8 protein-coding genes and 1 pseudogene are annotated in these 12468 nt (G+C 66.2%); 3 read left to right on the forward strand and 6 right to left on the reverse strand.

What is annotated here, in order from left to right:
- Positions 1-34: 34 nt before the first annotated feature.
- Positions 35-1342 carry a citrate synthase gene (gene gltA / locus FK527_RS12600; RefSeq protein ID WP_144734435.1) on the forward strand — a complete coding sequence of 436 codons (1308 nt, stop codon included), beginning with the start codon at positions 35-37 and terminating at the stop codon, positions 1340-1342.
- 83 nt (positions 1343-1425) lie between these two features.
- Here the strand turns inward: gltA and FK527_RS12605 are convergent, their stop codons facing one another.
- Both FK527_RS12605 and ettA read right to left on the reverse strand, forming a co-directional pair.
- Positions 1426-3654, reverse strand: a complete 2229-nt coding sequence (locus tag FK527_RS12605; protein ID WP_144734438.1) for a DUF1631 family protein — start codon at positions 3652-3654, stop codon at positions 1426-1428.
- A gap of 76 nt (positions 3655-3730) precedes the next feature.
- Positions 3731-5392, reverse strand: coding sequence for an energy-dependent translational throttle protein EttA (gene ettA / locus FK527_RS12610; RefSeq protein WP_144734441.1), 1662 nt, complete (start codon positions 5390-5392; stop codon positions 3731-3733).
- 223 nt (positions 5393-5615) lie between these two features.
- Between ettA and FK527_RS12615 the strand changes: the two genes are divergently transcribed.
- The gene (locus tag FK527_RS12615; protein ID WP_144734444.1) at positions 5616-7331 is read left to right on the forward strand and encodes a DEAD/DEAH box helicase; all 1716 of its coding nucleotides are present in this window, start codon (positions 5616-5618) and stop codon (positions 7329-7331) included.
- Positions 7332-7593: 262 nt separating this feature from the next.
- On the opposite strand, the gene FK527_RS12620 is transcribed toward FK527_RS12615, so the two are convergent.
- The gene (locus FK527_RS12620) at positions 7594-8535 is read right to left on the reverse strand and encodes an alpha/beta fold hydrolase (RefSeq protein ID WP_186298436.1); all 942 of its coding nucleotides are present in this window, start codon (positions 8533-8535) and stop codon (positions 7594-7596) included.
- Positions 8536-8631: 96 nt separating this feature from the next.
- On the opposite strand from FK527_RS12620, the gene FK527_RS12625 reads away from it, so the two are divergent.
- Positions 8632-10569, forward strand: a complete 1938-nt coding sequence (locus FK527_RS12625) for a M14 family metallopeptidase (RefSeq protein WP_246072792.1) — start codon at positions 8632-8634, stop codon at positions 10567-10569.
- 42 nt (positions 10570-10611) lie between these two features.
- Here the strand turns inward: FK527_RS12625 and FK527_RS17590 are convergent.
- The 3 genes and pseudogenes from FK527_RS17590 to cobJ all read right to left on the reverse strand — a co-directional run.
- Positions 10612-10965, reverse strand: a pseudogene (locus FK527_RS17590) (SAM-dependent methyltransferase); the annotation flags it as partial.
- Between the two features lie 97 nt (positions 10966-11062).
- The gene (locus FK527_RS12635) at positions 11063-11413 is read right to left on the reverse strand and encodes a (2Fe-2S) ferredoxin domain-containing protein (RefSeq protein ID WP_144734450.1); all 351 of its coding nucleotides are present in this window, start codon (positions 11411-11413) and stop codon (positions 11063-11065) included.
- Positions 11410-12429 (reverse strand): precorrin-3B C(17)-methyltransferase, encoded by a 1020-nt coding sequence (gene cobJ / locus FK527_RS12640; protein ID WP_144734453.1) that lies wholly within the window; start codon positions 12427-12429, stop codon positions 11410-11412. The genes FK527_RS12635 and cobJ overlap by 4 nt, the downstream gene beginning before the upstream one ends.
- Positions 12430-12468 lie beyond the last annotated feature (39 nt).

A 12468-nucleotide genomic window follows, 5' to 3' on the forward strand; every position in this document is an offset into this window, starting at 1 on the left:
TCAGCCCACTGCCCTACACCCCAAGGAAATGACCATGAAACTAGCCGACTACAAAGCCACCCTGTCCTTCAGCAATGGCAGCCCCAACGTAGATTTGCCGGTCTATCAGGGCAGCATTGGCCCCGATGTCATCGACATCCGCAAGCTGTACGCGCAAACGGGCATGTTCACCTACGACCCGGGCTTCCTGTCCACGGCGTCGTGCCAGTCTGCCATCACCTATATCGACGGCGACAAGGGTGAACTGCTCTACCGTGGCTACCCTATCGAGCAACTGGCCACCCAGTGCGACTATCTCGACACCTGCTACCTTTTGCTCAACGGCGAATTGCCCACCGAATCGCAGCGCGATCAGTTCCACAAACTCGTGATCAGCCACACCATGGTCAACGAGCAGATGCAGTTCTTCCTGCGCGGCTTTCGCCGTGACGCGCACCCCATGGCCGTGCTCACTGGGCTGGTGGGCGCCATGTCGGCCTTCTACCATGACAGCACGGACATCAACAACCCCGAGCACCGCGCCATTTCCGCGATCCGCCTGATCGCGAAGATGCCCACCCTGGTCGCCATGGCCTACAAGTACGGCAAGGGTGAACCCTATATGTACCCGCGCAACGATCTGAGCTATGCGGGAAACTTCCTGCGCATGATGTTCGGCACGCCGTGCGAGGACTACCACGTCAACCCGGTGATCGAACGCGCCATGGACCGGATTTTCATCTTGCACGCCGACCACGAGCAGAACGCCTCCACCTCCACCGTGCGCCTGTGCGGCTCTTCGGGCACGAATCCGTTTGCCGCCATTGCTGCGGGCGTGGCCTGCCTTTGGGGTCCTTCGCACGGCGGCGCCAACGAAGCCTGCCTGAACATGCTCGAAGAAATTCAGGCGATGGGCGGCGTGGCCAAGGTCGGCGAGTTCATGGAGAAGGTCAAAGACAAGAACTCCGGCGTCAAGCTCATGGGCTTCGGGCACCGCGTTTACAAAAATTACGACCCGCGCGCCAAACTCATGCAGGAAACCTGCAACGAAGTCTTGTCCGAACTTGGGCTGGAAAACGACCCGCTGTTCAAGCTGGCCAAGCAGCTCGAGAAGATCGCCCTCGAGGATGACTACTTCGTGCAGCGCAAGCTCTACCCGAACGTGGACTTCTACTCCGGCATCGTGCAACGCGCCATCGGCATCCCGGTCAATCTGTTCACGGGGATCTTTGCGCTGGCCCGCACTGTCGGCTGGATCGCCCAGCTCAACGAGATGATCGGCGACCCAGAATACAAAATCGGCCGCCCGCGCCAGCTCTATACCGGCTCGCCGCGCCGCGACGTGACGGCAGCGGGCAAATAACAACGCTTCGGGGCGCGCGGCCCTGCCCGCGCGCCTTGTGGAAAGCACCTGCGCCGGTGGACTTTCCTGCTACCTGAATCAATCTATACGAGGCGCAGGTTTCCTTGCGCCAGCAGTTTGTCGCGCATGCGCAGCGTCATCGATTGGGTGCTTCCATCGGCGCCCGTGAAGAGGAACAGCGTGGCGTTCGGGCTGATCCAGGTCAGCTGGGTGCGCACCGTGCGTCCCTGGCTCACCAGTTCCACCCAGGTACCAAGCACGAATTCCGGCTGCCACTGAGCCTGCTCGACGCTGGCTGCCGCCCCTTGCTCTGGCCCCGGTGGAGAATCCATCGCCGGCTCCTGCGCAGCTTCGACCGCGGCGGTCTCCTGCGTTGCAGCAGCAGAGGGGTGTGCGGCAGGGACTGCAGGTGCAGCCAGCCCGGCCTGGTGCAGTTCGGTGAGCCGCTGCAAAAAGCTTTGCGCCTTGTCGCGTGGATACGCGATGCTCTCCAGACCCGTTTGCACTTGCGCCAGGATCTCTGGGACCACCCTGGCCAGCCGCTCGGCTTCGGCGCCTGCGCGCTCGGGCTGCGCACTCCATAGCAGCAGCGGCACCATTGCACGCAAAGCCTGCGGGTCGAGGCGCTGGGGCTGCGCTGTGCCAGCACTGCCGTCCTCACTCTGATTTTCCATAGCAAGGGCCACCACATAGGCCCATGGGCCGGTCACGAAATCGGCGATGTCCACCGGCACCCGCGCCCAGTCCGGCAACTGACGAAAGTCGCATGCAATTTTTTCCGCCTGCATCGCGCGCCACAAGGCCTGCTCTTCAGCCTTTTGCTCGGTCTTGCGCTGCCGCTCCTGCACCTCCCAGGCGGCCTCCAGCGCCTTGAGCACCGTCTCGAATGGTGTGGCATCTTCGATGCGCGCTTCGCGCAGCTGACCCACGGCCTCGTCGAGCAGCCGCATGAAGCGGCTGAATCCAGGCGCATCTTCGCTCTCGAATGCCAGGCTGCGGCGCGTGATTTCGTCGAGCAGGCGCCGCGCGGGGTGCATGCCGTCAATGAAAAACCGGCTGTCATGCTGCACCAACTGTTCGAGCGCCGGTGCAAATTCCTGCACGGCACGCAGCACGGGCTGCAGCAGGCGCCGATCTTTTGCGAGCTTCTTCAGCATGCGTCCCACCAGATCCGTCGCAGTGGACTGGGACGAACCCAGCCCCATGGTCGACTCAGCAACGGATGCAAGCTGCACCACCGGTGCAACCAGCGACGCATGCGAGCTCATGTGCGTGGACCCATGAGGCGAAGTCAGTTTTCCGACCAGACGTTCGAGCTGCGCGACGTCCTCCATGGCCTGCACCACAGCTTCGGGAGAAACGTGCTGGCCGGCCGATGGTGCCTGCGGGCCGCTTGCTCCTGCCACTCCGTAGGTGTAAGGGTCCAGTCCACTGGAAAGCATCTGGCGCAGCATGCCGACCGTGAGCAGCGCTTCCTCCGCCGCCGCACCGAATCCGTCGCCACCCAGCGAGGACGACCTAGTGGGCTGGCCTTGTTCACCTGGACTGCGGTACCAAGCCTGGGCATAGCCGCTACTTTGCTTTACCTCTGAAGCGGGAGCCCCCGAGGTGCGCGGCCCTTGTGCTTGCACCGACGCCGCCGCCAGAGCCCCCACCGGCACGCCCAGCATCGCATAGCCCACGGGCTCGACGCCATGCTCGCGCAGGCTTTGGGCAGCATGCCGGTATTCGTTCACCAGCAACGCTCCGAGAGCCACGGACATATGCTGCATCCACAGCTGCCGCACGGGTGCAGCAATGTCCGCATCGGTCATCACACATTGCAATGCGCGCACGTAATTTTCCGGACGCAAGGGGTTGCGTTCGGCCTGCACGCTGCGCAGGCCCTGCGCGGAACTCACCAGGGCATTGAGGTCGGCCAGCACGGCGTCGGTGGCATACACAGCCCGTTGCTGGGCACGTGCGAGCTCGACCTGGCTTTGCATTTCGGCTTCGTCCAGAAGCGCAAGCTCGCCGAAGTCGAGGCCGGTATCCTCCACAGGCGAGGCAGACACCTTGGCCGGGCCTTGCGCGAAGACATCCAGCAGAGCAATCGGGTAGGCCTTGACCAGCGTAGCCCCGTGCTGATTCAAAAGGCGCAGTCCATCGCCGAGCAGCGTGCGCTGCTGGTAGTTTCGCTCCGATGCCTCTGCATTCGCCAATGCCCCGTGGGTGGCATCGACCAGTTGCCGCATGAGCGCTTCTCCCCTGCGCACTGCATCGACGACGCAGGCGCGGAAGACGACTCTCGCTTGTGCTGCACTGAGGGACATGGCGGGGGAAGTCAAGCTCGCGCGGGCCCCGATGCTACCGCGAAACAAGCCCGCTGTAAGAGACCCTGCTACGCTGCTACTTGAGCGCCTTGAAGCGCATGCGCTTGGGCTTGGCGCCCTCTTCGCCCAGGCGTTTCTTCTTGTCGGCTTCGTACTCCTGGTAGTTGCCGTCGAAGAACGTCCACTGGCTGTCGCCCTCGGCCGCAAGGATGTGCGTGGCGATGCGGTCGAGGAACCAGCGGTCGTGGCTGATGACCAGCACGGTGCCGGCAAACTCGAGCAGTGCTTCTTCGAGTGCGCGCAGGGTTTCCACGTCCAGGTCGTTCGAGGGCTCGTCGAGCAGCAGCACGTTGCCGCCCGCGATCAAGGTTTTGGCCAGGTGCAGGCGCCCGCGCTCACCACCAGAGAGCGCGCCGACCTTTTTCTGCTGGTCGCCGCCGTTGAAGTTGAAGCGCCCGCAGTAGGCGCGGCTCGCCATCTGGAACTTGCCCACGGTGATGATGTCGAGCCCGCCCGAAATGTCCTCCCAGACGGTTTTTTCGTTCGCGAGCGCATCGCGGTGCTGATCGACAAAGGCCATCTTCACGGTAGAACCAATCACGACCTCGCCGCTGTCGGGCTGTTCGCGGCCCGCGATCAGCTTGAACAGCGTGGACTTGCCCGCGCCGTTCGGGCCGATGATGCCGACGATGGCGCCGGCGGGGATGTTGAAGCTCAGGTTGTCTATGAGCAGCCGGTCGCCGAACGACTTGCTCACGTTCTTGAACTCGATCACCTGGCTGCCCAGGCGCTCGGCCACGGGGATGAAGATTTCCTGCGTCTCGTTGCGTTTTTGGTATTCGTAGTCGGAGAGTTCCTCGAAGCGTGCGATGCGCGCCTTGCTCTTGGCCTGCCGTCCCTTGGCGTTCTGGCGCACCCATTCGAGCTCTTTCTTCATGGCCTTGGTGCGCGCGTCTTCGGAGCGCTGCTCCTGTTCGAGCCGGGCCTCGCGCTGCTCGAGCCAGGTCGAATAATTGCCCTTGTAAGGGATGCCGTGGCCACGGTCGAGCTCCAGAATCCACTCGGCCGCGTTGTCGAGGAAGTAGCGGTCGTGCGTGATCGCCACCACGGTGCCCGGAAAGCGCTTGAGGAACACTTCAAGCCACTCCACGCTCTCGGCGTCGAGGTGGTTGGTGGGCTCATCGAGCAGCAGCATGTCGGGCTTGGACAGCAGCAGACGGCACAGCGCGACGCGGCGTTTTTCGCCGCCCGAGAGCTGGCCGATTTGCGCGTCCCATGGCGGCAGGCGCAAGGCGTCGGCGGCGATTTCGAGCTGGTGCTCGGAATCGGTGCCCGCCGTGGCGATGATGGCTTCGAGGCGCGCCTGCTCGGCCGCGAGGGCGTCGAAGTCGGCCTCGGGGTCGGCATATGCGGCATAGACTTCATCGAGCTTGGCGCGCGCGGCAAAGACCTCGCCCATCGCCTCTTCGACACTCTCGCGCACGGTGTGCTCAGGGTTGAGCTGCGGCTCCTGCGGCAGGTAGCCGATCTTCAGGCCCGGCATGGGCAGGGCTTCGCCCTCGATCTCCTTGTCCATGCCGGCCATGATCTTGAGCAAGGTGGACTTGCCTGAGCCGTTCAAGCCCAGCACGCCAATCTTGGCGCCGGGGAAAAAACTTAAAGAAATATCTTTGAGAATCTGTCGCTTGGGCGGCACCGTCTTGCTGACGTGATTCATCGAATAAACGTATTGGGCCATGGGATGGGTCTGACTCGCTAAAAATAAACAGGCACGAAGGGCTGGAATTATCGGTGCATGCGACAATATGCCTCTTTGCAGGCTCCAGTACCCTGCAATGTCTGCCCTATCTGAGGGCAAATTTCTCTCCATAAACCCCGCCGGTCTGCAACTGGCGCGACAGCAAATCAAGGCTGTCGCGGCGCACCGGTACCCAGCGCCCAGGACGGGCGCACATCGATCCATGCAATTTGAAGAACTCCAGCTGGCTCCGGCCATCCTGCAGGCCGTGCGCGAGCAAGGCTACGAAACCCCCACCCCGATCCAGACGCAGGCCATCCCTGCCGTGCTCGCGGGCCATGATCTGCTCGCCGGCGCACAAACGGGCACCGGCAAGACGGCCGCTTTCACGCTGCCCATACTGCACCGCCTCGCGCAAGAGCCGGCTGCCAAAGGCAAATCCGGCGCCAAGGCCATACGCGCGCTAGTGCTGACGCCCACGCGCGAGCTCGCCGCGCAAGTCGAAGAGTCCGTGCGCACCTATGGCAAATACCTCGACCTCAAGTCCACCGTGGTGTTCGGCGGCGTGGGCATGAACCCGCAGATCGAGCGTCTGCAGCGCGGCGTCGATATCCTGGTCGCCACGCCCGGGCGTCTGCTCGACCTGCAGGAGCAGGGCTTTCTGGACCTCTCGCAGGTGCAGGTGCTGGTGCTCGACGAGGCCGACCGCATGCTCGACATGGGCTTCATCCACGACGTGAAAAAGGTGCTCGCGCTGCTGCCCAAGCACAAGCAGAGCCTGTTGTTTTCCGCCACTTTCAGCGATGAAATCCGCGAACTCGCCAACGGCCTGCTGCGCGAGCCGCAGCACATCCAGGTCACGCCGAGCAACACCACGGTGCAGCGCATCACGCAGGTGATCCACCCCGTGGGCCGCGCGAAGAAAAAACAGGCGCTGCTGCACATCATCGAACAGCACCAGTGGAGCCAGGTGCTGGTGTTCACGCGCACCAAGTTCGGCGCCAACCACGTGGCCGACTTCCTCAACCAGCACGGCGTCAAGGCCATGGCGCTGCATGGCAACAAGAGCCAGAGCGCACGCACCCAGGCGCTCGCGGACTTCAAGAGCGGTGCGCTGCGCGCGCTCGTGGCCACCGACATCGCCGCGCGCGGCATAGACATCGACGAGCTGCCGCACGTCGTCAATTACGACATCCCGAACGTGCCCGAAGACTACGTGCACCGCATCGGCCGCACGGGCCGCGCAGGCGCGAGCGGCGAGGCCGTGAGTCTGGTGTGCCTAGACGAAGAAGGCTTCATGATGGAGATCGAGCGCTTCACGCGCCAGGAAATCCCCGTGCAGGTGCTCGAAGGTTTGGGCCCCGAGCCCGGCGAAAAAGCCGAGCCGATCGCCATGGGCCGCCAGACCCTCTGGGGTGGCGCGGGCAAGCCGCCCAGCCGCGACGTGATGCAGGCGGCTGCCAAAGCTGCGCGCAGCGAGATGATGGAGCGCATGCGCACCAACAAGGGCGCCAAAGGTGCCCAAGGTGCCCGCGGTGCGGGGCGCGGCGCGCAAACCGGCGCAGCCCAGGATGCCGGCGATGGCCAGGCGCAGCCACGCCCACGCAACGCCAAGCCGCAAGGCAGCGGCCAGGGGCCCAACCAGCGTCCGCGCACCGAACAAAGGTCTGCCAACGGCAATGGCAACCGCGGCCCGGCGCGCCCGCGCCAGGACGGCGGCGCGCGCCAAGGTGGTGGCCCTCGCCATGACGACTCCCAACCCCGCAGCGATGACGCGCACCTGGGCACGCAAATGGGGCACAGCCTGCGCCCCGCAGGTGCGGGCAAAGGCTCAGGCCAGCCCGACCCCATGCGCACCAGCGTGGACACCATGGCGCGGCGCGATGGCCGCGGCGGCAAACCGCGCGGCCAAGGCATGCGCGGGTTTTCGGGGCGTTGATAAATTTCTAACGAAATCGGCTTCTAGCAGCCTGTCGGACTTTGGAATCATCGGCTGCGAATGCGCCGCAGCGGCCCATTTTTTACCGTCTTCTTGCCCCATAGTCCCGCTATGGGGCGGCGAATCCGGCAAAAACTGGCCTCGCTGGGGCCCATTCTCGCTATCGACGCCCAAAGTCCGACAGGCTGCTAGCGCTTTATTGACAAGCGCTAGCAGCTATTAAAAACAAAGCAATCGCAGCCTGCCCGCGGACCTGTCGCGATCACAGAGCAGCAACAAAACGATCAACGGCCTGCGCGAGTGCGGCGGGGTTGTCGGTATAGACCATGTGCTCGCAATCGGGGATCACGGCGAGCTCGCCGCGCGGCAGCGTTTGGGCCAGGCGCTCGGCGGCGTCCTGCAGCAAAAACCAGCTCTGTGCCCCGCGCGCGACCAGCGTCGGCAGCGTGACCCTGCGCAGCGCCTCGAGGTCGGGCATGCCGGGCATGAAGCGCCCGTCCAGCCCGCCCATGGGGTGGCGCGGGTCGAACTTGAGCTGGTACAGGCCGTCTTCGCGCTGCATGAGTTCGTGCCGCGCATTGCGCCGCATGTGCTCCTCGCTGCGCTTCATGCGCGGTGCCTGGCGGCGCACGTACTCGTCCACGCTTTCATAGAGCCGCACGGTCTCGTGGACTTCCTTTTTCGGCTCCCAGCCGGGGTAGGCCACTTCGGGCCCCACATCGACGAGCACCGCGCCGCGCAGCAGTTCGGGCGTGTGCACCATCAAGCGCATGAGGAGCATGCCGCCCACCGAATGCCCGACCACCACGGGGCGCTCGAGCTGTAGCTGAGTAATGATCTGGCGCACGTCCTCGGCCATGGTGTTGTGCGTGGCGTGCGCGTCGCGCGGCCATTCGCTGTCGCCGTGGCCGCGCATGTCCACCGCGATGAGCCGGTATTTGTGCGCGAGCAAGGCACAAAAAGGCCCCCAGGTGCGCCCCGTGACCGCGCCGCCGTGCAGCAGCACCAGCGCCGGGCGGTCTGGCGCGCCCGCACCCCAATCGGTCATGTGCAGGCGCAGCCCCTGCACCAGCAGGTTGCGCGAGACGCAGGCAAATGGCGGCTGCGGCGTGCCGCCGAGGTCGGCAGCGGTGCGCAGCGCGTCACGGAAATACGCGGTGCCGGTGATGTCCAGCGGCGCTGAGGTTTGGGCGAATTCTGTCAAATACATAATGCAGCCGAATATAACGACCGCGGCCTGCCGCCGCCCACTGCCATGCACCCATGCTCTGCACCGCCCGCACGACAACCCCGGCGCTCCATGCCCATGCGCGGGGCTGCGTCCTGCCGCCCTCGCCGGGCCGAAGCGCTGCGCCCCGGCTTGGGTGCGCTTTTGTGCGCGTGCACGGCCTTTTTGCTGGCCGCCTGCGGCAGCACGCCTTTGCCGCCATGGCCAGAACAGGCTTCACAAAGCGGCCAAGCGGCCGCTTCGGAGGTACTGACGCCACCCGCAGCCAGCGCACGCAGCAAGACCGTGCCCGCGCCGCTGGGCCAACGCAGCGCAAGCCAGGTGCGTGTGACGCCGGTGCCGCCGTCCGCGCTCGAGGCGAGCACACCAGCGCAAGGCCCTGCTTCTGCCGCCGCTTCCACCGCATCCACCACCACTTCTGACAGCCCCGCCCTGCCCTACGGCAGCGCCGTCGCAGCCTGGTTCCCCGATCCGGGCACGCGCTACGACCCACCGGGGCTCGCGCCTGGCCGGCAGAGCTTTACGAGCAATGCCGAACTCGCCCTCTGGTTGCAAAAGCTCGCCGCTGCGCCGCCGCATGGCCGCACGCGCAGCAAGCTGCTGAACCTGGGGCTGTCGCAACAGGGCGAGCCCCTGCTGGGACTGCTGCTCACGCAAGCCAAGGACACGGACATTGCGAGCCTGGACGCGAGCGGCCGCCCCACGGTGCTCTTGCTTGCGCAGCAGCACGGCGACGAGCCCGCGGGCGCCGAGGCTATGCTCGTGGTGGCGCGCGAACTCGCGCAAGGCCTGCTCGAGCCGCTGCTCGCGCGCCTGCACGTGATCGTGGTACCGCGCGCCAACCCCGACGGTGCGGCGCTGGGCCAGCCAGGCACCGCGCAGGGCACGGACTTGGAACGCGACCACCTGAGCCTTGCCACCCCCGAGGCGCAGGCGCTCGCACGCCTGGTGCGCGACTACCGGCCGCTGCTCGTGCTCGACGCGCGCGAATACCCTGCCCTTGCACTGCAGCAAAAATTCGATGGCATTGCACGCTACGACGCGCTGCTGAGCTACACCACCACGGCCAACTACCCGCCCTTTCTCGCCAAGGCGGCGCAGCAGTGGTATTACGAGCCGATCACGCAGGCCCTGCGCGCGCAGGGCCTCACTAGCTCCTGGTATTACGAAACTTCTACGCAGCCCGAAGACCGCAGCATACGCACCGGCAGCACGCTGCCAGAGGAAGGGCGCAACGTGCAAGGGCTGAAAAATACCGTGAGTCTGCAGGTAGCCGCGCGCGGCAGCGACCTCGGGCGCGCGCACCTGCAGCGGCGCGTGCACACCATCGTGACGGCCGTCAACAGCGCCTTGCAAAGCACGGCCGAGCGCGCCGCCGAGCTCGAACAGGTGCATTCGTTCGTGGTGCGCGAAACGCGCGCGCAAAACTGCCGCGGCGAACTCGTGCTGATGGCGGAACCCACGCCCGCGCAGCAGGAGCTGGTGCTGCTCGATGCACGCAGCGGCGCCGAAAAAAAGTTCAAGGTCGATGCCCCCTCGGCGCTCGCGCTACGCCCGCTGCAAAAGCGCGCGCGCCCTTGCGGCTACTGGCTCGCAGCCAGCGCCGAGCGCGCCGTCGAACGCCTGCGCCTGCTCGGCGTCGAAGTGCTGCGCGTGGCCGAGCCGGGGACGCTGCTGGCCGAAACCTATGCGCCGGAACTGTCCGCCGACAATGGTGCCGACCCGGCCACGCCCGAGAAGAGCGGCGCCAAGGCCGCAGCAGCCGGCACCACCAGCCTGACCGGCCCAGCCGCCGTGCCGCCCATCGCAGTGCGCCTGCGCCGCAGCGTGATCGACGCGCCCGTGGGCAGCTACTACGTACCGCTCAGCCAATCACTCGCGCCGCTCGTCAGCGCGGCGCTCGAACCCGACACGCCCTTCAGCTACTTCAGCCAGCGGCTCGTGCCCGAACTCTCGGTGCTTGCGCGCGTCCTGGCCGCGCCCGAGCTGGTGTTCGACGACAGCGATTGAACCCAAATTGTCCATGAGGCGGTGCTGCGCACCTACGCGGGCGCCGGCGGGCGGCTGGCGGCTGGCGGCTGGCGCGGCAAGGTGGCGGTGCGTCAGCGGAATGCCCGTGGCGGCCGAGCAGCCGCTGGCTGCTGTCACACCGGGCACCACCTCGAACGCGATGCCGGCCGCCTGTAGCGCGAGCACTTCTTCACCACCGCGACCGAACACATAGGGGTCGCCGCCCTTGAGACGGACGACGCGCAGGCCCTGGCGGGCATGCTCCACCAGCAGGGCATGGATATCTTCCTGGGGGACGGCGTGGTTGCCCAGCACCTTGCCCACGTACACGCGCCGGGCGGTGGCAAGGATCAGCGCCAGCACATCCTCGGCGATCAGCCGGTCGTGCACCACCACCTGGGCTTATTCCAGCCGGTTCAGCGCGCGCAGCGTCATCAGGTCAGCCGCTCCCGGCCCGGCGCCAACGATGCAGACAGAGCCCGCGGCTGGTGCCTCACTCACCATCGATGACTCCCGGTCCCTGGTGAAACACCAGATCGGCGACCACCCGTCCGCCCACCAGGTGCTGCTCGATGATGCGGTCCATGTGCTCGGGTGTCACGCCGTGGTACCAGGTGCCGTCGGGCTGCACGCAGAGGATGGGGCCGCCCTTGCAGGCGGCAAAGCAGCTCACGCGGCTGCGCTTGACGCGCAGCGCGCCTTCGTTCAGCCCGGCGGCCTTGAACTTCTCGCCCAGGCTGTCGAACAGCGCCTGCGATGCGCCGTCCTGCGTGCAGCGTGCGCCGGTGCACACCAGCAGGTGACGGCGGTAGTCGCCGATGCGGGGTTTCTCCGTGTTGCTCATTGCTCGGTTTCCTCGGTTGCGGCGTCGGCCGGTTCGTGCGCGTCGGGTGCCGCCAGCACCTGTTCGATGTAGCCGGCGGGCAGGCGGTGGCGGTCGGCGAGTTCGGCCAGGTCCGCGCCGGCCGCATGGTCGGCCCGCAGCCCCTCGATCCAGCCCAGCAGTCCGCTGGAGAGCGAGCGGCCGGCCTTCTCGCCTTCGCGGGTCTGGAAGTCCTGGTCCGCATCGTACTTGTGGGCGTAGCCGCGTGGGGTGACCATCAGCCCCGCGCGCAGGAGGGTGCTGCTGTTGCCGATCAGCACGGTGCTGAGCATGCCGATCTCCTGTTCGGCCATCTGGTCCAGCGTGGTGTGGACGATGTGCTGGCGGCGCCGGTAGGCGCTCTTGACGACCGCCACCGGCGTGTCCGCCCGGCGGTGCCGCAGGAACAGGCGCTGCGCCTCCACGATCTGGCGCGTGCGGCGCCCGCTCTTGGGGTTATAGAGCGCCACCACGAAGTCGGCCGCGGCCGCCGCGTCCAGGCGCCGCGCGATCACCGGCCAGGGCGTGAGCAGGTCGGACAGCGAGATGGAACAGAAGTCGTGCGTCAGGGGTGCGCCGACCAGGGCCGCGCAGGCGTTGATAGCCGACGCGCCGGGCACGATCTCCACAGCCACGTCGTCCTCCGGCGTCCAGCCGGCCTGAAACAGTACCTCGTAGGTCGGGCCGGCCATGCCGTAGACGCCGGCGTCGCCCGACGAGATCAGGGCCACCTTCTTGCCGGCGCGGGCCGCGGCCAGCGCGTGCACGGCGCGGTCCAGCTCTTCGGTCATGCCCTTGCGCACGACTTCCTTGCCGTCCAGCAGGTCGGCCACCAGCTTGATGTAGGTGACATAGCCCACCACCACGTCGGCCTCGGCGATGGCGGCGCGCGCGCGGGCGGTCATGTGGTCGGTGTGGCCGGGGCCGATGCCCACCAGGCTGATGCGGCCGGTGGTGCACGCGTTGTGCGGGGTGGTGACGGGGGTGTCGGTGGTCATGTCGTTCCTTGGGACGGGCGGGGGTTCAATGGCAAGGCC

This window comes from Extensimonas perlucida, from assembly GCF_007655255.1.
In the GTDB taxonomy this organism is placed as follows: domain Bacteria; phylum Pseudomonadota; class Gammaproteobacteria; order Burkholderiales; family Burkholderiaceae_C; genus Extensimonas; species Extensimonas perlucida.

What these genes read in the sequence shown, in the direction of transcription:
- FK527_RS12625 (WP_246072792.1), top strand. Translation starts at nt 8,632, where the DNA reads ATGCCCATGCGCGGGGCTGCGTCCTGCCGCCCTCGCCGGGCCGAAGCG.
- gltA (WP_144734435.1), top strand. Translation starts at nt 35, where the DNA reads ATGAAACTAGCCGACTACAAAGCCACCCTGTCCTTCAGCAATGGCAGC.
- FK527_RS12615 (WP_144734444.1), top strand. Translation starts at nt 5,616, where the DNA reads ATGCAATTTGAAGAACTCCAGCTGGCTCCGGCCATCCTGCAGGCCGTG.
- FK527_RS12635 (WP_144734450.1), bottom strand. Translation starts at nt 11,413, where the DNA reads ATGAGCAACACGGAGAAACCCCGCATCGGCGACTACCGCCGTCACCTG.
- FK527_RS12605 (WP_144734438.1), bottom strand. Translation starts at nt 3,654, where the DNA reads ATGTCCCTCAGTGCAGCACAAGCGAGAGTCGTCTTCCGCGCCTGCGTC.
- ettA (WP_144734441.1), bottom strand. Translation starts at nt 5,392, where the DNA reads ATGGCCCAATACGTTTATTCGATGAATCACGTCAGCAAGACGGTGCCG.
- cobJ (WP_144734453.1), bottom strand. Translation starts at nt 12,429, where the DNA reads ATGACCACCGACACCCCCGTCACCACCCCGCACAACGCGTGCACCACC.